Origin of the sequence: Siphonobacter aquaeclarae, from assembly GCF_900103285.1 — a bacterium.
Taxonomy (GTDB): domain Bacteria; phylum Bacteroidota; class Bacteroidia; order Cytophagales; family Spirosomataceae; genus Siphonobacter; species Siphonobacter aquaeclarae.
This window is the reverse complement of sequence record NZ_FNGS01000003.1, coordinates 320211-343384: the sequence shown is the minus strand read 5'-3', so window position 1 is coordinate 343384 and position 23174 is coordinate 320211. Positions and strand designations below refer to the sequence as shown.

General features: G+C 54.1%; 20 protein-coding genes. 8 read left to right on the top strand and 12 right to left on the bottom strand.

The genetic code is table 11. From position 1 onward, the window contains the following. Positions 1 to 30: 30 nt before the first annotated feature. From BLR09_RS08635 to ruvX, 4 genes are all read right to left on the bottom strand, one after another. Positions 31 to 297: a hypothetical protein gene (locus BLR09_RS08635; RefSeq protein ID WP_143011064.1), complete on the bottom strand. Its 267-nt coding sequence runs from the start codon at positions 295 to 297 to the stop codon at positions 31 to 33. A gap of 83 nt (positions 298 to 380) precedes the next feature. Beyond that, positions 381 to 920, bottom strand: coding sequence for an RNA polymerase sigma factor (locus BLR09_RS08630; RefSeq protein WP_093200498.1), 540 nt, complete (start codon positions 918 to 920; stop codon positions 381 to 383). Positions 921 to 1286: 366 nt separating this feature from the next. Next, positions 1287 to 3116 (bottom strand): glycosyltransferase family protein, encoded by a 1830-nt coding sequence (locus tag BLR09_RS08625; RefSeq protein ID WP_093200495.1) that lies wholly within the window; start codon positions 3114 to 3116, stop codon positions 1287 to 1289. Positions 3117 to 3338: 222 nt separating this feature from the next. Further along, a complete protein-coding gene (gene ruvX, locus BLR09_RS08620) occupies positions 3339 to 3749 on the bottom strand; it encodes a Holliday junction resolvase RuvX (protein WP_093200493.1) in 411 nt (136 codons plus the stop codon). A 247-nt stretch (positions 3750 to 3996) separates the two neighbouring features. Between ruvX and BLR09_RS08615 the strand changes: the two genes are divergently transcribed. After that, positions 3997 to 4707 (top strand): DUF4198 domain-containing protein, encoded by a 711-nt coding sequence (locus BLR09_RS08615; protein ID WP_093200490.1) that lies wholly within the window; start codon positions 3997 to 3999, stop codon positions 4705 to 4707. Between the two features lie 7 nt (positions 4708 to 4714). Next, positions 4715 to 4978: a Fur family transcriptional regulator gene (locus tag BLR09_RS08610; RefSeq protein WP_093200488.1), complete on the top strand. Its 264-nt coding sequence runs from the start codon at positions 4715 to 4717 to the stop codon at positions 4976 to 4978. A gap of 45 nt (positions 4979 to 5023) precedes the next feature. Here the strand turns inward: BLR09_RS08610 and BLR09_RS08605 are convergent, their stop codons facing one another. Together BLR09_RS08605 and BLR09_RS08600 are read right to left on the bottom strand one after the other, a co-directional pair. Next, positions 5024 to 6862, bottom strand: coding sequence for a beta-N-acetylhexosaminidase (locus BLR09_RS08605; protein ID WP_093200486.1), 1839 nt, complete (start codon positions 6860 to 6862; stop codon positions 5024 to 5026). A gap of 228 nt (positions 6863 to 7090) precedes the next feature. Next, positions 7091 to 8122 (bottom strand): glycosylasparaginase, encoded by a 1032-nt coding sequence (locus BLR09_RS08600; RefSeq protein WP_093200484.1) that lies wholly within the window; start codon positions 8120 to 8122, stop codon positions 7091 to 7093. A 300-nt stretch (positions 8123 to 8422) separates the two neighbouring features. Here BLR09_RS08600 and BLR09_RS08595 point away from each other — a divergent pair, with 300 nt between their 5' ends. From BLR09_RS08595 to BLR09_RS08580, 4 genes are all read left to right on the top strand, one after another. Beyond that, positions 8423 to 9637, top strand: a complete 1215-nt coding sequence (locus BLR09_RS08595; RefSeq protein WP_093200481.1) for an ROK family transcriptional regulator — start codon at positions 8423 to 8425, stop codon at positions 9635 to 9637. A 15-nt stretch (positions 9638 to 9652) separates the two neighbouring features. After that, a complete protein-coding gene (locus tag BLR09_RS08590; protein WP_093200479.1) occupies positions 9653 to 11068 on the top strand; it encodes an alpha-L-fucosidase in 1416 nt (471 codons plus the stop codon). Positions 11069 to 11201: 133 nt separating this feature from the next. Continuing rightward, positions 11202 to 12449 carry a hypothetical protein gene (locus BLR09_RS08585; protein ID WP_093200476.1) on the top strand — a complete coding sequence of 416 codons (1248 nt, stop codon included), beginning with the start codon at positions 11202 to 11204 and terminating at the stop codon, positions 12447 to 12449. A 58-nt stretch (positions 12450 to 12507) separates the two neighbouring features. Continuing rightward, positions 12508 to 13092: a hypothetical protein gene (locus BLR09_RS08580; protein ID WP_093200473.1), complete on the top strand. Its 585-nt coding sequence runs from the start codon at positions 12508 to 12510 to the stop codon at positions 13090 to 13092. Here the strand turns inward: BLR09_RS08580 and BLR09_RS08575 are convergent. Continuing rightward, positions 13089 to 13556 carry a YdeI/OmpD-associated family protein gene (locus tag BLR09_RS08575; RefSeq protein WP_093200470.1) on the bottom strand — a complete coding sequence of 156 codons (468 nt, stop codon included), beginning with the start codon at positions 13554 to 13556 and terminating at the stop codon, positions 13089 to 13091. The genes BLR09_RS08580 and BLR09_RS08575 overlap by 4 nt on opposite strands. A 63-nt stretch (positions 13557 to 13619) precedes the next feature. Between BLR09_RS08575 and tnpA the strand changes: the two genes are divergently transcribed. Further along, the gene (gene tnpA / locus BLR09_RS08570) at positions 13620 to 14066 is read left to right on the top strand and encodes an IS200/IS605 family transposase (RefSeq protein ID WP_093200467.1); all 447 of its coding nucleotides are present in this window, start codon (positions 13620 to 13622) and stop codon (positions 14064 to 14066) included. Positions 14067 to 14196: 130 nt separating this feature from the next. Here tnpA and BLR09_RS08565 read toward each other — a convergent pair whose 3' ends face one another. Then, positions 14197 to 15612: a glycoside hydrolase family 125 protein gene (locus tag BLR09_RS08565; RefSeq protein WP_093200464.1), complete on the bottom strand. Its 1416-nt coding sequence runs from the start codon at positions 15610 to 15612 to the stop codon at positions 14197 to 14199. Between the two features lie 73 nt (positions 15613 to 15685). Continuing rightward, the gene (locus BLR09_RS08560; RefSeq protein WP_143011063.1) at positions 15686 to 17770 is read right to left on the bottom strand and encodes an alpha-L-fucosidase; all 2085 of its coding nucleotides are present in this window, start codon (positions 17768 to 17770) and stop codon (positions 15686 to 15688) included. 196 nt (positions 17771 to 17966) lie between these two features. Between BLR09_RS08560 and uvrA the strand changes: the two genes are divergently transcribed. Further along, positions 17967 to 20813 (top strand): excinuclease ABC subunit UvrA, encoded by a 2847-nt coding sequence (gene uvrA / locus BLR09_RS08555; RefSeq protein WP_093200458.1) that lies wholly within the window; start codon positions 17967 to 17969, stop codon positions 20811 to 20813. Between the two features lie 5 nt (positions 20814 to 20818). Here uvrA and BLR09_RS08550 read toward each other — a convergent pair whose 3' ends face one another. From BLR09_RS08550 to BLR09_RS08540, 3 genes are all read right to left on the bottom strand, one after another. Next, a complete protein-coding gene (locus BLR09_RS08550) occupies positions 20819 to 22069 on the bottom strand; it encodes an MFS transporter (RefSeq protein WP_218126634.1) in 1251 nt (416 codons plus the stop codon). A gap of 66 nt (positions 22070 to 22135) precedes the next feature. Then, positions 22136 to 22666 (bottom strand): YfiT family bacillithiol transferase, encoded by a 531-nt coding sequence (locus BLR09_RS08545; RefSeq protein WP_093200455.1) that lies wholly within the window; start codon positions 22664 to 22666, stop codon positions 22136 to 22138. 128 nt (positions 22667 to 22794) lie between these two features. Continuing rightward, positions 22795 to 23025: a hypothetical protein gene (locus BLR09_RS08540; RefSeq protein WP_093200452.1), complete on the bottom strand. Its 231-nt coding sequence runs from the start codon at positions 23023 to 23025 to the stop codon at positions 22795 to 22797. Positions 23026 to 23174: the final 149 nt, after the last annotated feature.

The following is a 23174-nucleotide window of genomic DNA, read 5'->3' as shown; positions in this document are numbered from 1 at the left end:
TTTCATGCCCTGTCTGCTATACGCGGCGTGTCAGCCAATTGCGGCGACGTGCCGCTTCCAATTGTAATAGCAGCCAGGATGTAACTTCAAATGGAAGGTGTTGCGATGGTAATGACTGAGGTAATCCTTTGGTTTTTCCTGCTCGATGAGCCAATCAAAGTACTTCTCCAGAATAGCCGAGTAGTGGAGTCGGTATTCTTCTTTATCTAATCCAGCTATCAGTTCCTTCAGCTCCTCTTCCGACAGCTCGTTCTTCAATAGCTTGTCAATCAGATATTCGCTGCGATGGTTCGGCATATCTCGCTCGTTGGATAACCACCTATTGTACGGCAACCCCTCCGGGAAAGACTATCGCAGCGATAAATATTTTTGCAGACTACTCAGACCGCCTGTACGCTCATACGCTCGCGAAGCAGGTGCTTTGCCTTAACCAGCTGGTTCTTAACCGTATTCTTGGAGATACGCAGCATTTCGGCAATTTCCTGATACGAACGGCCTTCGTGTACGCTCAGCAACAGAATGCGCTTTCTTTTTTCGGAAAGGCCGTTGACCGCCTGGCGGAGGCGGGCCAGTTGCTTTTCTTCTTCCTCCCGGTCGTCTTCCCGGTAGGACTCCATGCGCTCGAGGTACTGCTGCCGCAGCTGATGGTTTTTGTCCATCTCCTTGAGGTAATCGAACGCCATGTTCCGGAGGCAGGTAAAGAGGTAGGAATGAAAGTTCCGCTCGGGGTTGATCTGCGCGCGCCGCTCCCAGATTTTGATAAACACCTCATGAAGCATGTTCTCGGCTTCGTCCTCATCTTTCAGGATGGACGTGCAGAAGCGCAGCGTGGGTTTGCGGTACTTATTGTACAATTGGGCAAACGCCTTTTCATCGCCTTCAACAACCTTCTTCAGAATACTCTCGATCGGAGAAGCCATAACAGTAGAACAGGTGTATACAATGGTATAATTCGGGACAATGCACGCGACAAGGGAAGAAGCAACGAACCCGGCAGCACTCGATTCTACCGAACTCGATGAAACAAATATAGAATGGCACTTTCCTGTGATTCTACGTATTTTGCGTAAAGAAGTCTTCAATTTGCGCAAACGATCGGAAATTCTTTTTTTCGTAATAAATCGTTAATGGCTTTTTAATTGTTTTGTCATATTTCCTTCACAGCAAATAATCCGTTCCTGTTTCGCCATTTTGCCGATTTTCCTGTTTTACACGGAAACGAAAAGGCCGAATCCCTGCGGAATCCGGCCTTTTATGAAATAACGCTATTTCTTCTTTTAATTATACTACGCCGGTTTCCGGCGCTTCAGCGACAGGTCGTGCGCCGTGTCATAATAGCTCCGGAGATTCTTCCAGTCGAATACTTCCGAGATACTTTCGGTCCGGTTACGCTGCATGATGCGGTCGCGACGGGATGCGCGCACAAATTTGAACAGGAGCTCCGACAGGGTTTCGGCCGCCTGGTGGAAATCGTGCTGACTGCGGTTGAGCACGTAAACCCCCCAGTTTTCCGGATCGGCCATGATCTGATTCATGTAATCCCCGAAACCGGAGAGATCCGAAGTAATCGTCGGCACGCCCCGAACGACGCACTCCAGCGGCGTATATCCCCAGGGCTCGTAATAGCTCGGGAAAATACCCAGGTGGCACCCGCGGACAAACTGGCTGTAGTCCATTCCGAAGAGCGGGTTCGTCGACGCGATAAAATCGGGGTGATAGACGATCTTGACGCGGTCCGACTCGTGGTTCTGCAGATTGGCTTTCCGGAGAAAATCCACAATCGCATCTTCCTGCTTGAGGTAGTGCGTGACGGTCTTCGGAAGATGGTGGCTTTTCCAGGACTGAACCGTCCGCCGGAGACGCAGCTGCCAGTACTCGTCGACAAACTGGTTGAGATCCGGCATCTTCAGGTCGTTGCTCGTCGCCGACGACATAAACAGCTGCTCGCCGATCTGTTTTTCGATGGCTTCGCAGGTTTGCCGGATTTCGGCCATGACGGCCCGGCTCTGGAGCACGTCGGCATCCATGGAATACACCGGGTTCTTCGTGACGATAAACATCACAATGGTGACATCCGATTTGGTCGCCTTCAGTTTGGCATTGAGCCGGTTGAGGGCTTCCAGCGTCAGGTCGTAGCCTTTATTGGAATACTCAAACCGCCCCGAAGTAAAGAAGTAAAGGGTTTTGTCAAGGTCAAACGAGTAGCTCTGGAAGAAGTGACCCATCACAAACTGGTGGATCTTCTCCTTATACTGTACGTGGAGGTTCTGAAATTCGTGCGTGGCGGTAAACCGCGTCACGTTCAGCCCGTTGGGCAGAGTAAGGTCGCACTTTCTGCCGAGGAGGAATTCGCATTCCTTCGCTGTGACGTCCGAGACCGTCGTCATGACGTGGCAATTCTGCGCCGCCAGGTACTCGATCGTCGCCTGGGTTTCGATTCCGAAATGTTTTGCCTGCTCCCGCCAGTTGAAAGACGGCAGGTGCTCGTAAAAGTTCGGCACATTGGGCGCCATGTAGCGGCCCAGCATGGTCGCGTGCGTCGTAAAGACGGTTCCGAGCCGGGTCGCTTCACGCGCCAGGTCCGGCAGGGCCGTTGCGGCCATCCATTCGTGGAAATGGGCGGTAATGTCATACTTCGCGCCAAAATCCCGGGACAACTCCGATAAGAATACGCGGATACATTCCCCGAAGAGAATTACCTGATTGACCAGGTCCTCGACATTGAGGGTGGAGAGCTGGTGCCGGTTCCAGAGTTCAAACTTGATCGCGTCAAGCTGATCGTGGATGGTATGGAAGTTGAACAGTACGATACGGGGTTTGCCTGTCACCAGCCAGTACCCGTATTGAACCTCATATCCCATTTCCCGCATTTTCCGGACGGTTTTTCCGAGAACCGAGTCGTCCAGGTCCTCGATCGGCTCAAACTCCGCCAGTGCCTTGTCCGGGAAATAGGGCCCGAGAAGGAAGTAATCGTCGCCCCATTTTTCGACCATGGCCGGCACTTTCGAGCGGATAACGGTATAGATCCCCCCCACCTGGTTACACACTTCCCAGGCAGTTTCTATCAGTAAACGGGGACGTACCTTGGGCTTAATGGGTTCGATTTCAAGAGCCATAGCCGATCTTTAATAATGTTAATGATTGTGGACACCTGCCCGAAAAAACAAAGCTTGAACTGTCAAATATAGAATAGTATTATTCAAAGGAAATATTCTGCAAAAACAATTTTTATACCCATACACTTTCTTCGGGCCGAGACCAATAAGACTTGCCTACTAGTTATTTCCACTTATTCCTTTCGGGAAAAATGCGCAGTCTCATCCGTCAGTACCTGAGGATTAGCGGCTTTCGAGAAAAGATTGAAGGATAATTGTCGCTGAAATCCGGTCGACAACCCCCTTGTCCCGCCGGTCTTTCTTCGAAGTACCCATTGAAATCAGCGCCCGCTGCGCCAGGACCGAGGTAAACCGCTCGTCGTGTTCGTACACCGGCGTATCCGGAAAAGCCTTCCGCAATTGCCGGATAAAACCCCGTACATGCGGAGTATTCGACGAATCCGAACCATCAAGCTGAACCGGCATTCCGACTACAAAAGCTTCTACTTCCTCCCGCAGACAATACTCCCGGATGAAATTCAGTGCCTGCGTGGCATGTACCGTATCAAGGGCGGTTGCAATGAGTTGAAGCGGGTCGGTGACAGCCAAGCCCACCCGTTTGGTACCGTAATCGACAGCTAAAATGCGGGCCAAGTGGTTTTCAGGTTATGCAGAATGAGATTGATTCAGGAAAAAAAGCTGGTATTTATTTTCAAAAACCGCTTTTCCCGGAAATCCGGTAATACTACTCCTTCAACCTCTGTTTTCCAAAGAAAAGTACTGGTTCTTCTTCGATTTCCGCTACCCTCTTCCCGTATTCCGTCTCCCGTTTTGGTTTTTTATTTTTAATCAGTCTAAATAATTATAACTTTGCCAGAACAACCAAATCCCACCGTTTCTTATGTCTGGCAGAACCCTGCTCCTTGCCTTACTTCTTTCGCTCCCCGTGAGCCAGCTTTTTGCCCATGCCCTCTGGATTGAAACCCGCGCAACCGGGAAAAAAGGGCAGAAACAGGAAGTACGTATTGTTTATTCCGAACCGGGCGACGAGCCCGAAAAAGTGAAGGACTGGTACTCCGACGTCCGCGAGTTTTCGCTCTGGCTGATCGGCCCGGACAACACGCGGAAGCAACTGACTGTCACGCCCGCAGACAACCATTTCGTCGCCGAGTTCACCCCTGAGCAGGACGGCGTGTATACCCTTGCGGTACGCCATGATGCAAAGGATCTGGGCGGTACCACCAAGTACCAGTTCAATGCCACGGCTACGGTGGCCGTCGGCGCAAAAGCGGCAAAACAACCTGCCAGCGGCCATGAGATCGATGTCGTCCGTGACCTTTCCAAGCCCTATAAAGTAGGCAAGCCCGTTTCGCTGACTGGTTTGTTCAAGGATGCACCTGCTGAAAAGCTCACCGTTTCGGTACATTCTCCCTCGGGCTGGAACCGGGAAGTCGTCACCAATACCACCGGCGTAGCGGAATTTATCCCGCTGTGGCCCGGAACCTACCGGATTGAAGCGTCTCGCTCACAAAAAGAAGACGGTGAGCACCACGGCAAAGCATACAAAGCGGTATGGCGCTGCGCCACGCAGGTATTCGAAGTAGCCCCCTGATTTACCTATGACATCGCTCGCGGATAAGATTGCTGACTATTGCCAGGAAAAAGGCCTGCGGAATTCCTTCCGCAGGGTTCAGGTTGCCGGCCTGCTTGAGCGGGCAACGGAACCGGTATCCGCCGAGGAGTTATGGATTCTCCTTCGGCAGGAGGAGTTTCAGATGAGTATCGGCGCGGTATATGTGGCGCTGGCCTGGCTGGTCGAAGCCGGCTTTGCCCGGAAGATTCCGGGCCACGACCGTACCTTCCGATACGCCCTTCCGGCATAAAAAAAAGCCCGGTGCAAGTGCTCCGGGCTTTTTTGTGGTTACTTCCTATTTCCTTTTAGGTTTGTCCGGGATCGGCGTTCCGTTGACCAGCGTAGTGGTAGAAACCACGCTCCGGAGGCCGGCCGGGGTAATCACGATCGTTTTCAGGTCCACCCGGCGGTTCTGCGGGATGGTCAGCTCGATCGGCTGGGTGTACAGCGACGTTGTTTCGTTCGGCGTATAGCCATCGATCGAATAGAAGACTTTCGCGCCTTCGACAGGAGCTTTCAGCGTGATCTTGAAGTGATCGCCGCGCAGTGTATCTTCTACCGGCATTCCGATCGGGGTCGGCACGCGGTAGTTGATGTTGTTGTTTTCGAGGTGACGCAGCTGACCCGGCAGGCGGTTTTCTGCGAAATCTGTATACTGACGTTTTTCCTGAGGCGTCCAGCCGGTTTCGGCTACTGCAAGCAGACGGGGATACAGCATGTAGTTCGCCTTGGCCGGATTCGGAACGTACTCCGTCCAGAGGTTCGCCTGTACACCCTTGATGTGTTTCTGCTGTTCCGGCGTGAGGGCCTTCGGCAGCGGATTATACGAGTATACTTTCTCCAGCGGGAGGAATCCGCCGATGGCCAGCGGCTCCTGCTTTTTGTCTTTACCCTGGTAGTAATCGATATACACGTAGGTGTTCGGCGTCATGATGACGTCGTGGTTTTCCTTCGCTGCGGCGATACCGCCTTCTTCCCCGCGCCAGCTCATGACGGTCGCGTTGGGAGCAAGCCCGCCTTCGAGGATCTCATCCCAGCCGATGATATTCCGGCCTTTTGCGTTCAGGAACTTCTCGATACGACGGATAAACCAGCTTTGGAGGCCATGCTCATCCTTCAGACCTTCCTTCTTAATCAGGTTCTGGCAGAATTCGGATTCCTTCCAGCGGTCTTTCGGGCATTCGTCCCCGCCGATGTGAATGTACGGCGAGGGGAAGATGGCCATGACTTCGGTCAGTACGTCTTCCAGGAATTTGAAGGTCTCTTCTTTCGGGCAGAATACATCTTTGTGTACACCCCACAGCGTCTGAACCTTGAACGGGCCCGGCGTGCAGCCGAGTTCAGGATAGGCAGCCAGGGCGGCCGTTGAGTGGCCGGGAAGCTCGATCTCCGGTACGACCACGATGTGGCGCTCGGCAGCATACTTCACGATTTCCTTTGCTTCTTCCTGCGTATAGAAACCGCCGTAGCGGATACCGTCAAACTGATGCGGGGTACGGTCGCCGTAACCACCGATCAGGGATTCATCGCGAAACGCGCCAATCTGCGTCAGCTTCGGGTATTTCTTGATTTCAAGTCTCCAGCCCTGGTCTTCCGTCAGGTGCCAGTGCAGGCGGTTGAGCTTGAAATACGCCATTTCATCAATCAGCTGCTTGATGAAGGACGTCGGCATGTAATACCGGCCTACGTCGAGCATCACGCCGCGGTAGCCGAAGCGGGGCGCGTCGGAAATCACGGCGGCATCTACTTTATTACCGGCAGAAACCAGTTGAAAAAGCGTCTGAAGACCATAGAACAACCCGGCGTCTTTTCCGCTGACGGAAATCTGCTTCGGCGTTACCTTCAGTTCGTATCCTTCTTCGGGAAGACCGCTTTTTTCGGACAGGGCGATGAAATTGGCCGCCGGCGCTGCCGATACGACTTTCAGTTCATACCCTTTCGTCTTTTTCAGGTATTGGTTGAGCAGCGCAGCCAGTCGTTTGGCTTCGGGAGTCGAAGCAACAACCTGCGTACGCGCATCCAGGTTAAACGAGCCCGCTTCCTTTTGCACGGACGCCGGGAGCGGCACGAGCGACTGAGCAGAGAGGTTCAGAGTAGCGCCGGCCAAAAGTCCGGCGAGGAGTAAACGCTTCATGAACAAATGTTTAATGGGGCACACTGGACGGGGCACCCCCGAAATCTGTCAAAGAATCCCGTTTAGCCAGAAGATTCTTTGGACTAAATAAGGAAAGGTTTTCCGGAAAACAGCCGCTTTCAAAGACGTGAACGTCCGGAAATCAGGCGAATACGGGCTGCACAAACGAATGCACAACCCGATACAAACGAGTGCACAATTTTCCGGAAAGGAAGAAAAAAAGCGCTGTCAGGCGTAATAGCTTTCCGCCATCAGCACCTTTCCGCCGTCATTCCCCTGGGTAACCGAGTAGCTGAACCCTTTGTTGACGGAGTAGGCGCCGACTTCTCCCTGAAGATTGATCGCGATGAAACCGACCTGAAAGTCTTTGGCTTTCTTCGGATTGATTTTGACGAGGCGTTCGACGGCCTTTTTGCAGGCTTCCATCGGCGTAGCGCCGTTGCGCATGAATTCGACCACGAGGTGCGTTCCTCCGATGCGGATGACTTCTTCACCCTGACCCGAGGAGGTGGCGGCGCCAACTTCCCCGTCGACATACAGCCCGGCCCCGATAATCGGAGAATCGCCGACGCGGCCGCGCATTTTGAAGCCCATTCCGCTCGTCGTGCACGCCCCCGAGAGGCGTCCGGAAGCATCGAGGGCAATCGTACCCATCGTATCGTGGTTAGGCGTGCCGTCGTCGAAGAACGCCGGCGCAAACGGGCCGCCGCCTTTCCGGCCTTTGCCCTGCTGCTGCTCGATGTTCATGACGGGCTTGTATTCCGATTTCTTCAGCCATTCCTTCCAGTTCTTTTCGGCATCGGGGGAAAGCTTGCCGGATTCGAGCTTGAATCCGTTTTGCAGAGCGAATTTCTGGGCGCCTTCGCCAACGAGCAGCACGTGGGGCGTGGTTTCCATGACTTTCCGTGCGACGGAGATCGGATGCAGAATCCGCTCCAGAAACGCGACAGAGCCGCAGTTATACTTTTCATCCATGATGCAGGCGTCGAGCGTTACGTGCCCGTCGCGATCCGGGTTCCCGCCCAGTCCTACGCAGCAGTTGATCTCGGCTTCGATGGATTTGGCGCCGGCCTCAACGGCATCGAGCGCGTATCCTCCGGCGGAGAGGATTTTCCAGGCAACGGCATTGACGGCCAGGCCGCTGTCCCAGGTCGAGACGACAAGGGGTTTCACAGCTGCAGGTTTGGCCAAAACCGAACGAAAGGGCGAAAGCGTAGCCCCGAGAACCGACCATCGCAGGAAGGAACGGCGAGTAGACATAGAAGAACAGGTAAGTGTGTGAATGAAAGGCTGACCTGCCGGATAGGGGTTCCCATGCCTTAAATACGTCTTAGCACGCAGTTTTCAGGCAGAAGGATACGCATCTCAACAGACCGGATGAGCAATTTTATATAAAAGTAGAAAGAAAAAAGTCGTTATTTATTAATTATTTTAAATACTAAGTGTTTATTTAGATAATAATTTCAAAAATTACAACTTTTAAGGGTTTTAAGTAACTTTCGCCAAATATTCTATTCCGTTTACCTCTAAACATTCATTTTAAAACACGTTATCGACCCGATGGAAGACGAAATAGTTTCAAAAAAGAGTGTAGTCGACTACAAGAAAAGCCAATACCGCCGTGGCGTTCTGGCCGAGTTGTATCAATCCGGCCTGAGTACTCTTGCCCAACTGGCAAAGGGGCTTCACAGCAGTGTTCCGTCGATGACCAACATTGTCGAAGAGCTGGTCGAGGAAAAATGGATTTCCACGTTTGGAACGGCTGTCGGAAACCACGGCCGCCGACCGGTATTATTCGGCCTCAACCCTCAGAATAAATACATTATTGCCCTGGATGTCAGCACGCACGACACGAAAGCGGTCGTGATGAACCTCCAGCGGGATGTCGTATACCGGAAGGAAGTTGATCTCCGCCTTGAAGATACTTCGCAGTTTGCAGACAACCTGCTTACCCTGACAGAAAATGTCCTGACCGAATCAGGCCTCAAACCTTCTGATTTCATTGCGCTTGGTATTTCCATGCCGGGGTTGATCCATTTCCAGAGCGGGATGAACCTGACCTACCGCCGGATCAACCATTCTGACGACTCGCTCGGCAGCTGGATTTCGGAAAAGACGAACCTGCCGGTCTTTGTCGTGAACGATACCAAGGCGACCGTCCTCGGCGAGCACCGATTCGGCCTGGCACGCGGAAAGAAGCACGTACTGGCGATCAATATTGACTGGGGCGTCGGTCTCGGGATTATTCTGAACGGGGATATCTTCCAGGGCGCTTCCGGCTTTGCAGGCGAGCTCGGGCATATCCAGGTTGACCCGGAAGGAGAGCTTTGTCACTGCGGGAAAGTAGGCTGCCTGGACACCATTACATCGGCTACCTCGCTCATGCGGCGCGTACGCCGCGGGCTGAAAGAAGGCCGTGCTTCGAAGCTGTCGGCTTACCTCGAAAAAATCGACCAGATTGACATCGAAAACGTGATCGAGGCGGCCCGCCAGGGTGATTCCTTCGCCATTGATATCCTTTATGAAGTAGGTACGGAGCTCGGAAAGGGCCTTTCCATTGCTGTACACCTCTTCAACCCGGAGATCGTTATCGTAGACGGCATCGTGGTGAAAGCCGGCGCGTTCATCACCAACCCAATCGGCCAGGCTATCAATAAATATTGCCTGAGCGATTTCCGGAGCGACCTGAGCATTGAGATTTCCCAACTCGGTGAAAAAGCCAAGTGGATTGGTATCCACGCCTATGTGCTGGATCAGGTCATCTCGTCCCTGTAATTTTTCTTACTCCATATGTTGAAGCGCGTATCGCTGTTTTCTATTCTGATTGCCCTTAGCACTGCCTCGTTTGCCCAGCAGCATTCCGAGCAGCACTACAAGGGATATGTAGTGCCGAAGGACCCCGCTGTCCAGGCCAAACTGAAGCAATGGCAGGGAGTCAAATTCGGCCTGCTGATGCACTGGGGTACCTACAGTTCCTGGGGAATTGTGGAATCCTGGTCGTTGTGCCCGGAAGACGAAGGCTGGTGCGAGCGCCGCGGTCCCTATGCTTCCAACTGGTACGAGTACAAAAAGGCTTACGAAGCTATTCCGAAGACGTTTAATCCCGTCAAATTCAATCCGGACCGCTGGGCCTCCGCGGCCAAGGCTGCAGGAATGAAATATGTGGTCTTCACGACCAAGCACCACGACGGCTTCTGCATGTTTGACACCAAACAGACCGATTACAAAATCACGAATACGCCCTTCGGCACCAATCCCAAAGCGAACGTGGCGAAGGAAGTATTCAAGTCTTTCCGGGATCAGGGGTTCATGGTAGGCGCGTATTTCTCCAAGCCCGATTGGCACACGGATACCTACTGGTGGAGCTATTTCCCGCCGAAGGACCGGAACCCGAGCTATCATCCCGCGAAATACCCTGAGAAATGGAAGGCCTTCAAGCAGTATACCTACAACCAGATTGAAGAGCTGATGTCGGACTATGGCAAGATGGATATACTCTGGCTCGACGGCGGCTGGGTGCGTCCGTTCAGTACCATCGATTCGACGATCAGCTGGCAAAAGACCATTCCCTTTGATCAGGACATTGACATGCCGAAAATCGCGGCGATGGCACGGCAGCACCAGCCAGGCTTGCTTGTCGTTGACCGGACGGTTTCCGGAGAATTTGAAAACTACGTGACGCCCGAGCAATCGATCCCGTCGGAAGCCCTTCCCTTCCCGTGGGAGAGCTGCATGACGATGGGCGATTCCTGGAGCTATATTCCGAAAGAAAACTTCAAATCCACGCGTAAGCTGACGCATCTGCTGGTGGATATTGTTTCGAAAGGCGGCAACCTCCTGCTGAATATCGCCCCGGGACCCGACGGCGAATGGCACGAAGAAGCGTACCAGCGCCTGGAGGAAATCGGCAAATGGATGAATGTCAACGGCGAGGCCATCTATGAAACGACGCCCGTGGCGCCCTATCAATCCGGCAAATGGGCCTTTACGCAGAAAGGTACCGCGGTTTATGCCCTTTACCGGGCAGAAGAAGGCGAGAAACTGCCGGCCGCTGTTTCCATTCCTTTCCCTGGAAAATGGTCTAAAGTGAGCCTGCTGGGCACGCCGGGCAAGCTCAAGGTCGAGGCGTCGGGTATCCGGTTGGCCGAGTCCTTCCGTAAAAAAGTAGCGGATTCGCCGGTTTACGTATTCCGTCTCGAACCCTGAGGCGCTCGTATTCAGGCGTTTTCCCGCAGCAGAAAATAGATTTTCAGGTACAAATGACGCCGGCATCCCACCGGCGTCATTTGTTTTTTCGGGGACATAGTCCTAGTTTAGGGGCTGGTAACCAATCCCTTACATGAAAGCGTACGCACTGATATTGCTTTTCTGGGCGGCCGTTTTCCACGGTACCCTTGCCCAAACTCCTGCGCCGTTGCAGATTACCCGGTTTGCCGTAGCCGGCATTGACGACGGGCGGATAGACCAGAAAACCCGGACGATTTCCCTGACGCTTCCGGCCGGATTTTCCGCAACTACCCTTGTTCCGACGATTACCACCACTCCCAACGTGCAGCAGATCAGCATGGTATCGGGCCAGCCGTTTGAGTTGAGCATACAGGAGCCGATTACGATTCAGCTGAGCGGCGGGACGGCCAAAACGAGCTATCGCCTGTATATCCGCGGAACCCTGCAACCGGACCTGAGCGACTTACTGCGGGTGACGATCAGCGAAGGTACCCAGTTTGTGACGATTCCGATGAAGGGGAATTCTACCCTTCCGACCGCTTCCGATGCGAAGCCTTCGTTTATCACGATCCGGAATACGGTTACGGGAGAAACACATCAGTCACCCGTCATCGATCATAAAAATCCATATCTCTGGTACCTGCCATGCGACCTGGTTTCCGGCGTATACGAAGCTACGCTGACAACGCAGGGGCAGACTTTTACTGTGAGCCGGCAGGTCGTCGTGACCGCCGGAAAGCCGTTTCTTTATTCGCCGGGCTATTTCTGGAAGGCTACTTCCTGCCGGACCGATCTGACGACTACGCCAGGCTCTCCGTTTGTGCTGAAAGGGCGGAATTTTGAAGCGAAGGCCGACTACCGGCTTGAGCTGAAGAATGATTTTCAGTCGGTTACCCTGCCCGGAACGTTTGCCGATGAACAGACGCTGACGTTCCAGATCCCTGCTACTCTGGCTACGGGCACCTATCAGCTTCAGGCTTTTGCGCGCAACAAACCGATTCCGAGCGCGAAGGAAACCGGCGGAAACGAACGGCCTCAACTGATTGTGGGTGATTACGGCGGGCAGGCAGGGATCGAATCCGTGGGAGACGGCGCTTTTAAAGAGTCGGCAACATTCCGGCCGGGCGATGCTATTTCCTTTTCCTGCCTTGGCTTCGGCGCAGGCGGCGCCGTGAAGCTGGTCCATGCCGGAGCAAGCTACCTCACGCCGGAAGGTACGCTGAAAAGCCAGCTGCCGTCGATGACCTACCGGACGCTTTGCCGCCTGCCGGATACCCTTCCGCAGGGTACTTATGAAGTATACGTCGTGAAAAACGGGAAGCAATCGGCCCGGTACCGGCAAAAAATAACCATTCAGTAAGAATGGCGATATACCAACAGGCGTTGGCATACGTTAGCGACTCGTGACCTTCCTCCATATGATGACCCGTTTGATCTTTCTGCTGGGAATGGCCTGCCTGCTTCAGGCATGTGTCCCGGATTTTCTGTTACCCAACCCCGAACTGGTGGTTATCGAAGCCGGAGAGCATGAGCCGTTTCCAAAACGTAAAACCGGCCTGCTTATCAATCCGCATACGATTTCGGCTACGGTGACGTTCGATAGCACCTGCATTTATGACCTTAAGAGCGTGGATCAGCACGACTGGAATAAAGTCATTGGATTGGGATTTGTCGGGTCGAAGAACCAGGACCTTGGATCGGCGCCGCATCAGGTCGACGGCGCACGTATCGGCTGGCGATGGAGTCCGGATTGCGGCTGTATTGAACTGGCGGCTTATGCGTATGTCGACGGGCAGCGGATTTCCTTCAAAATCGGGGAAACCAAAATCAACCAGCCGACGCCGATGGTCATCAAAATTGATTATGACAAGAAAGAATACCGGGTAATGGAAGGCACACCGATCCCGTTTACCCACAACAAAACCTTTGCGTACAAAACCGGTCTGTACTTTGGTGGCAACCAGCCGGCTCCTCACCGTATTCAGGTCAGAATCAAGGATTAAGACTGCTTTTTCTGCAGGTTTTCGATGGTTTTGACGATGCGGCGGGCTTTGGTATCCTCCTGTTTGGCGGTATAGATCCAGTCAATGGCGGCTTTTTGCTCGGCATCGGTCAGCCGCAGGAATGCATCGTAAACGCCTGGCGCATCTTTCAGGCAATCGGCCAGTTCTTCCGGTATTTCTGTCGGAATGTCGTCCGGATAGAGTACGATACGCACCGTATCTCCCTCCTTCTTTTTGATTTTTTTCCGGATTTCTGCTTTGACGGGCAGGAACAGATGCCCGTTGCCCATCGGCATGAGGTGGTATCCCCTGATTTCGAAGTCATCGATTGTTCCCCGTACGCGTACCCACCCGAACCAGGCATGTTTATCCGGCGGAATCTCCGGGATTTCGGCAAAGGTCCATCCTCCTTTTCCGGGAAAACGCCGGAGGAGGTATTCGTTATCGGTCAGGGGCTCGTCCATGAAGGGGGTTACTTTGTCGTCTGCGGTTAGCGGCTGCTTTCCGTATGCTCCAACTCACCAATTATGGGAACTTACACGCAGATTTTGTATCAGATTGTTTTTTCTACGAAGTACCGGCATCAGACGCTTTCCGGAAACGGGCGTCCGAAACTTTTTCAATATATGTCGGGCGTACTCCGGAATCAACGATGTCATCCGTATATCATCAACGGCGTCGAAGATCATGTACATCTGGTTACGCATCTTCATCCTTCTGTGGCACTGGCGGACCTTGTCAAGGATGTGAAGCTGGCCAGTTCGGCATTTATCAGGGAGACGGGGCTTTTCCCGGAGTTTGACTATTGGCAGGTTGGGTACGGGGCCTTTACCTATTCCCAATCGGCAAAGGAAGACCTGATCCGATATGTGGCTGATCAGGAACGGCATCATGGGGTGGTATCTTTTCCGGAAGAGTACAGGGGGTTATTGGAAGAGCATGGGGTGGCGTTTGAGGAGCGGTTTTTGTGGTAGTACCTATCGACCCCGAAGGGGTCAAACACCATTAACCCGGGGCTGCGCCCCGGGCCATTATGCATAAATAGCCCGGCATAAAAATGCCGGGCTATTTATGTTTGACCCCTTCGGGGTCATGAGAACTATTCTAAAATCTCCCCCTCAACACTCCCGGCCGCTCATTTGCCACCTTCAGCACAAACTCCCCGAACAGCGTATTCGACCAGGCAAACCACTTCCGGGTAAACTTCGAAGCGTCGTCCTTGTTAAACGATTCATGCATAAAGCCTGTACCGGCGTGATTGGCTTTCTGAAGGCGAAGCTGCTCCCGGATCTCCGCGTCATTCCGGGACGTCAGGCCACGCATGGTGATCGCAATCGGCCAGATATTGTCAACCAGGGTATGCGGACTGCCAATCCCCTCTCCCGCCTTGCCTTTAAAGAAGTACGGGTTGGCGTCACTGAGAATCAGCTTGCGCGTATTCTGGTAAATCGGATCCGTTTCGGAAACCGCACCCAGGTAAGGTAATGCCAGGAGGCTCGGCACATTGGCGTCGTCCATGAGCAGGCGGTTACCGAAACCATCTACTTCAAAGGCATACACCTTTCCGAAGGTAGTATGGTCAACGATCGCATATTTCTTCAGCGCCGTTTCGACTTCCGCCGCGAGCGCACGGCAATCCGCCGCCAGTACGGCGTCCCCTATCTTCTGGCATATTTCAGCGGCCTGACGCAGCGCGGCTACCGCAAAGAAGTTGGCCGGTACAAGAAACGGAAATACCGTCGCATCGTCCGAAGGCCGGAAAATACTGTGAATAAGACCTACCGGTTTGGTGGGATTACCGAATCCGTCGCCGGGAACGGTGTCGGTCGACCACGACGTTTTCCGTCCAAAACGATACGGCCCGCGGTTTTCTTTCCGCTGCTGTTCCCGGAAGGTCTGAAGGGTCAGCCGGACACCCTGCTTCCAGTCCGCGTCAAAAGGAGAAATATCCCCCGTCGTCTTCCAGTACCCATGCGCCAGACGCATCGGGTAGCAGAGCGAGTCGATCTCCCACTTTCGTTCGTGCAGTTCGGGTTTCATGGCGGTCAGATCCGACTGCCATTCACTTTTTCCCGGTCCGTCGTAAAATGCATTTGCGTATGGATCGATCAGAATACATTTCGTTTGCCGGCGGATAACGCCCGCCAGCAATTGCTGCAGGGGCTTGTCTTCCTTCGCCAGCGGCAGGTACGGCCATACCTGCGCCGTGCTGTCGCGCAGCCACATGGCGTCGATATCCCCCGTGATCACAAACGTATCCGGTTTACCGTCTTTTTCATGGAAATGGACGGTCGTGTCCAGGGTATTCGGGAAGCAGTTGCCGAACAGCCAGGCGAGTTCCTCGTCAGCGATCAGCTTTTGCACCCGTACTATGGCTGCCTCTACGGCCTTACTCGAGAAATTCCGCTTACCAACGGCCGGACGTACTTCCGGGAAAGCCGGAGCAGCTCCTCCGGTTTTAGGCAAAAGCAGTCCGGCCCCTGCGAGCGCGGACTGCTGTACAAATGTTCTGCGATTCATGGTTTTTCTCTCCGATAGCGATCAAAACCCTAAATAAACGCACGGGGGACAGATCCCCCGTGGTTTTTCCGGATTACTTCGTGATGACGCCCAATTCTGCGACATTCGCCCAGGTCTGTTTGCTGTCGGTTGGTTCGGTTGCCGTAAACCGGAGGTATTTCCCGGCTTTGGGAGTGCGGAACAGTACCCGCTGCTCGATCGGGCTGTTCTGGATGTTATCGAAACGGCCTTCCGCTACCGGATCTCCCCAGTTTTGCCCGTCTTCCGACACCCATACCTGATAGCCGTAAACTGTTCCGCTGCGGTGGTCGGAACCATCAGGGAGGAAGGTAAAGCCTTTAAGCGTGGTTGACTGCCCGAGATTCAGCGTCAGCGTATGCGGGTATTTCCCGGAACGCGGTGAATACCAGACCGTTTGCGGATCTCCGTCAATTGCCTTAGCGGCATTCTGGTCGATGCTCCAGCCAGCGGAAGGAATATCAAACTGAACCGACTCCGTCGCACCCGATCCGCTCGCGCCAAATGCCTTGGCTTTCACCGTTCCGGGATGTTTCAGCTCGAAAGGTTTTGTGTAAACAGCGGAAGAAGCCGTCGGCTCGCTGCCATCAATAGTGTAACGAATGGCATGAACAGACGCTGGCGAAGAAATCGTCACTTGTCCGTCTTTGTCCCGGCGGATTACCGGAGCGACCAGTTGTTCCGGTTCCGCATAGACTCCCAGCTCGGCTACCGTCACAGCGACCGGCGAATCTGTAATGCGAAGACGGATTTTTTCGGTGGAATAATAGTTCGGCAGGCGAACGAGGCGCAGCGCACCGACGCTCGTTCCCTTGTGTACTTCCTTCCATTGCCCATCCTGCCAGACGTCAATGGCGAATCCGTCAATACGCTGACCGAGTGCAATTGCCTCGCGGATACCCACGATATTGAACGTCGCCGGCTTTTTCCAGGCGATGGTCAGTTCAGGCGTCGTTACCTCGTCCTGGCTGGCCCAGTACGTTTTCCGGTCGTTATCCAGCATGTTTTTGACGGGAAACGCCTTGCCGCGGCTCCCGGTAGCCGACACCTGCGCCGTCGCGGCGATGTTGGTACCGAAGGTCTTCCGGAGCAGGTCTCCCAATCCTTTCAGCGACGCTACATCGATGTCGTGCAACTGCCCGCGCTTATCCGGCGAAAGACCCAGATCCAGCGCCGCGCCGCGACCTACGCTCTTGAAATACAGGTCAAGGAGCTGCTGGGGTGTCTTGACGCGGTTGTTCTGGCTTTCGTGGTAAAACCAGCCGGGCCGCAGCGATACGTCGCATTCCGCCGGAATCCAGTACTTGCCGTTACGGGTACCGGTGGGAGCATCCTTGTCGTTGGCATTACCCGGTACGCCCTTGCTCTTGCCGTCGGCGGAGGTAGGGGTAAACGTCGCCCACGAAGTTTCATTCGCAAAACCGCGTTCGTTACCTACCCAGCGGACGTCCAATCCTACATCGCTGAAAATACAGGCATCCGGAGCGAGTTCGCGGGTAATTTTCCAGGTATTGTCCCAGTCGTAGTAAACGAGGTTGTTGATCTTACGGGTTTCGCGGGCGCCGCCGTAGTAGCCGTCGCCACCGTTGGCGCCATCGTGCCAGGACATGAATACCGGCCCGTAATTGGTATAGAGTTCCCGGAGCTGCGCCTGGTAGGTCGCCAGGTACTTGTCGGTGCCGTAGTCTTTGTTATTCCGGTCCCAGGGCGAGCAGTATACGGCAAATTTCATCCCGTTTTTCCGGCAGGCCTGTTCGAGCTCCCGAACCATATCGCCTTTTCCATTACGGAAGGGGCTTTTCGAGATATTGTAGTCGGTTGTTTTCGTCGGCCAGAGGCAGAAGCCGTCGTGATGTTTGGCTACACACACGATACCCCGGAAGCCGCCGGCCTTCGCCGAGCGGATGATCTGTTCGGCGTCGAAGTTGGACGGGTTGAATGTTTTCGGATCGGCGTCGCCATATCCCCACTCCTTGTCTTCGAACGTGGTGGGAGTAAAGTGGACGATGCAGTACATTTCCGTATCGTGCCATTTCAGTTGGCGGGCAGACGGCAACGCGCCATACGGTTTCGGCGCCTGCTGTGCAATCGCCGGGAGGCTGAGCGCCATTCCCAGTACAGGGATCAGGAGTTTTTTCATTCGTAAGCTGCTATGCGAGGTGGGTCCGCCGGAGGATTCGGCAGGTGTCGTATGTTCATAAGAGCCGAACATGCGGTTCAAACCTTCTATCACTGACAAATATTTTCGTCATACCCATCCAAACGGATTCGAAAGCGGCTTCCGAAAAAACCGATGATTGTGGTAACTTTACCTGTTTTATTGCGGTTACCGTTACATGGCAGATACTTCTCTTCCCAACAACAACGAGCGTCACGAACTGATCGAGATCCTGGGCGCGCGCGAGCACAACCTCAAAAATGTCGATCTGACGATTCCCCGTAACAAGTTGGTAGTCATTACCGGCATCAGCGGATCCGGGAAATCATCGCTCGCCTTCGATACGATTTATGCGGAAGGGCAGCGTCGATACATGGAAAGTTTTTCGGCCTACGCGCGGGGATTCATCGGATCCATGGAGCGCCCGGACGTGGACAAGATCGAAGGCCTGTCGCCGGTGATTTCCATCGAACAGAAAACGACGTCCAAAAACCCGCGTTCTACGGTCGGTACTACCACTGAAATCTACGATTTTCTGCGTCTGCTTTATGCCCGGGCCGGCGATGCCTATAGCTACGTCACAGGTGAAAAAATGATCCAGTTTTCGCAGGATCAGGTCATCGACCAGATTCTGAAAGACTACCGTGATCACAAGACGATCCTGCTCGCGCCAATCGTACGCGGCCGGAAAGGGCATTACCGCGAGCTTTTCGTCCAGGTTGCAAAGCAGGGTTTTACGAAGGTGCGGGTCGACGGAGAAATCCAGGATATCGTCCCCAAAATGCAGCTCGACCGGTTCAAGATTCACGATATTGAAGTCGTGATTGACCGCCTTGTACCGACGGACGAAGACCGCTACCGCCTCAGCCAATCCGTCGGCAAGGCCCTTCAGATGGGCAAAGGCCTGATGCTGGTTCAGGACGAAGACGGTACCGCCCGCTGGTTCTCCAAAAACCTGATGGACCCTGTCTCCGGTATCAGCTACGATGAGCCGGCGCCCAATACCTTTTCGTTCAACTCTCCCTATGGCTGGTGCCCCACCTGCCAGGGCTTGGGTGTGATCGAAGAGATTACCGAAGAATCCATCATTCCGGATAAGAGCCTCAGTATCAGTCGGGGAGCTATTGCCCCCATCGGCGAGTACCGTGAGCTGTGGATTTTCAAGCAGCTGGAAGTACTGCTGAAGCCGTTCAAAGTCGGCCTGAGTACTCCCATCGAAAAGTTTCCACCCGAGGCTATCGAAATGATGCTTTACGGCACGGACGAACCCGTACCGGTTCCTTCCAAAAAATACGAAGGCACGGAATGGAACACGAAATACGAAGGCATTATCAACTTCCTCAAGCGGCAGCAGGAAAGCGGTTCTGACAAGATTCAGGACTGGCTGAAGGATTTTCTTGTCATCCGTACCTGCCCTGAATGCCAGGGAGCCCGGCTGAAGAAAGAAGCGCTGTGGTTCCGGATCGACAACAAAGCGATTTCAGACCTGGCCGGGATGCAGATCTCGGAGCTCGATAAATGGTCCGACGGCCTGGAAGAGCGGATCAGCGAGCGCCAGCGCGTCATCGGCAAGGAAGTACTCAAGGAAATCCGGAAGCGTATCGGCTTCCTGATGAATATCGGGCTCGACTACCTGACCCTCAACCGTCCGCTGCGCAGTCTGTCGGGCGGGGAAGCCCAGCGTATCCGGCTTGCTACCCAGATCGGCACCCAGCTCGTCGGCGTCCTGTATATCATGGACGAACCGAGTATCGGCCTGCACCAGCGGGACAACGTCAAGCTTATCCAGTCGCTGAAAGACCTCCGCGACCTAGGCAATACCGTCCTCGTCGTGGAGCACGACAAAGACATGATGCTGGAGTCGGACTACCTCGTCGACATAGGCCCGGGAGCCGGACGGCATGGCGGGACGGTCGTCGGCAAGGGTACGCCCCAACAGTTTCTGGAGGGGCAATCGACGACGTCGGATTTCCTCAGCGGGCGCCGCTCCATCGAAATCAGCCCGAATCGCCGGAAAGGGAACGGCAAGACGTTGAAAATCACCGGCGCTTCCGGCAACAACCTCCATAACGTAACCCTGAAGCTCCCGCTGGGAACGATGGTTTCCATCACAGGGGTATCCGGGTCCGGGAAGAGTACGCTTATCCACGAAACGTTGTTTCCGATTCTGAATCACCATTTCTATCGCTCCAAGCGCGAGCCGATGCCCTACAAGCAGATCGAAGGGCTGGAGCACCTGGACAAGGTAATCGAAGTGGATCAATCGCCCATCGGCCGTACGCCGCGTTCCAATCCGGCGACCTACACGGGTATGTTCAGCGATATCCGGACGCTCTTTGCCGAGCTACCGGAAGCAAAAATCCGGGGATACAAAGCCGGACGTTTCAGCTTCAACGTCAAAGGCGGGCGCTGTGAGGATTGCGAAGGCGCCGGGATGAAGAAGATCGAAATGGAGTTTCTGCCCGACGTCTATATTCCCTGCGAAACCTGCAAGGGCAAGCGTTTCAACCGCGAAACGCTCGAAGTACGGTTCAAAGGCAAGTCGATTGCGGATGTGCTGGACATGACCGTCGAACAAGCCGTGGAATTCTTCGAAAACCAGCCCAAAATTCTTCGGAAAGTACAGACGCTCAATGAGGTAGGCCTTGGCTATATCACACTGGGTCAGCAGGCGACGACACTCTCCGGCGGAGAAGCGCAACGCGTGAAACTCGCCGAAGAATTATCGAAAAAAGATACCGGCAAGACCCTGTATATTCTCGACGAACCAACAACGGGTCTTCACTTCCAGGATATTGAGCACCTGCTCAATGTGCTGCAAAAGCTGGTTGACAAAGGCAATACCGTCCTCATCATCGAGCATAACCTGGACGTCATCAAAGTATCCGACTGGGTGATCGACCTCGGGCCGGAAGGCGGTAACGGAGGCGGTCATATCATCGCCGAAGGTACTCCCGAGCAGGTCGCGAAGGTGAAGGGAAGCCACACAGCGATCTTTTTGAAGGCGGAACTGGGGATGAAGTAGGTTGACTAGCCCTGTGTGGCCGCCTTCATCCGCGGTACGCACAGCTGTAGCAACGCCCAGCCAAACAGATATGCCAGCGAAGCGCCTGAAAAAATCAGCAGGTAGCTGCCGGTGGTATCGAGTATCCAGCCGACGAGCGGAGCGACAAGCATCCCTCCTATCGACCCGATCATACCCGTCAGTCCGGTGGCAGAAGCTACCTGTGCCGGCGGAAAGAGGTCGGAATGCAACGTGAAAATATTCGCAGCCCAGGCCTGGTGCGCGGCGACCGCCAGTGACACCAGTGCCACGGCGCTCCATAAATCCCCGGTTCGGGACGCGAAGAATACCGGCATTACGCCAATAGCGGCGATCAGCATCGTCGTTTTGCGCGCAAAATTGAGGGAATAGCCCTTCTTCAACAAAAAAGAAGACAACCATCCGCCCGCGATACTACCGGCATCTGCCACGAGGTAGATCACCATCAGCGGCAGCCCGACCTTCCCCAATGCCAGGCCGTGTTCCTTTTGCAGGAATTTGGGTAGCCAGTACAGGAAAATCCACCAGACGGGATCCGTGAAAAAGCGGGCCAGCGCAATGCCCCAGGTGGTACGCAGGCCTAGTAATGCCCGGTACGACGTCCGGGTATTTTCCGGCAGAATACCGTCCTGTTCGATCCAGGCGCGTTCTTCGGGAGACAACCGGGGATGTTCCTGCGGCTTCCGGTATAGCAGCAGCCACAATCCTACCCACAAAAAACCCAGTGAACCGGTAGCGGCAAAAGCCGATTTCCACCCATAGTGAAGCGCCAGATACGGTACCAGCAAAGGCGCAAGAATAGCCCCGACATTCGCGCCGGAGTTGACAATCCCGGCTACCAAAGCCCGTTCTTTCAACGGAAACCACTGCCCGACTACCTTCACGAAAGCGGGGAAATTACCGGCTTCTCCATACCCCAGCCCTACCCGCGCAGCAGCGAAACCGGCGAAGCTTCTCCCAAGGCCGTGTGCCATGCAGGCCAGGCTCCAGATAACGACGGTCACCGAGTACATCAGCCGGAGGCCAAACCGGTCGATCAGCCAGCCCATACTCACCAGCCCGATGGCAAAAGCGCCCTGAAAGGCTGTGACAATCAGGCCGTACTCGGATTCAGAAATGTGGTAGTCGCGCTGAAGGGAAGGAGCAAGAATCCCCAGAACCTGCCGGTCGAGGTGATTCAGGGTAGTCGCAAGAAACAACAAGGCAGCGATACGCCACCGCAAAGTTCCGGTTTTCAATAGGTTCGAGGTTTGGACCTCAAATAAAACGGCTTTTCCGGAATCGGAAAAGCCGTTGGGAGTTCACTATACCCAGCCCATCCGTTTCCGGAGGCCGGTGATGTGTGCCAGGTGATGCTGGCTATGCCAGACGTAGTTGGCCAGTTGCTTATCGAGCGTCACCGTATCGCCGCTGGCGGGGTGAACAAAGGTTTTCTGGTAATCGGCTTCCTGCATGGAAAGGAAAAGATTCGCCCAGCGAAGGTGCAGCATTTCGAGGAGGTCGAGGGAAATATCGAGCGGCGTATTAAACGTATCGCCCAGCTCGGCCCAGCGGGCTTCCTCGTACGGCTTGATGGTCGGATTGGCCTCTGTCAGCGCCAGTTTGGTCCGGATATAGCCGTTCATGTGGCTGTCGGCGACATGGTGAACAACCTGCCGGATGGTCCACCCGCCTTCGCGGTACGGTACCTTGAGCTGGTCGTCGGTCAAGCCCTCTACAGCGTCCTGGTAATCAACCGGAATATGTGCCAGGACATCGATCAGCGCGCCGCGCTGCTGAGGGGAGTAGGGCCCATCGTACGCAAAGCGCCCGATGGGATAACGCAGTTCTTCCATGAGAAAAAAAGTTGAGAGGGGGGGGTACCTCCGGCACCGCGGCCCGGAAACATTCACCCCGATTTACACAAAAAAACCCTGCCGGAGAAGCAGGGTACGTATCAACGGGGCTTTTACGGGAAAGACGTTCAGTTAGAGTGCAGGAAATCAGTAAAATAAATGAGTTCGATATCGAATAACAGATCCGGGCCTTCCGGCGTCGGGTCGGAAGTAACCGCAATACAGGGATAGGTTTCCGGCTTGGGAACGGGTAGCCACCCGGGAACGACGCATCCCGGCCATTCTTCTTCGTGCTGAATGGTTGTCGCCAGAATATGGCGCAGGTATTCTTCTTTGTTTTGAACCAGACTCTTTTGCATTGCGCTGTACAAGGAAAAAGGGACGACTGCTGATTTGATTCAAAGGTAAGAATTTTGTCCGAACAAACAAATAGTTCGAACAAAAATTACAGACAAAGTCGCATTTTATCTGTAAAATTTACCCAATCCGCCTATTAACAATTTGATAA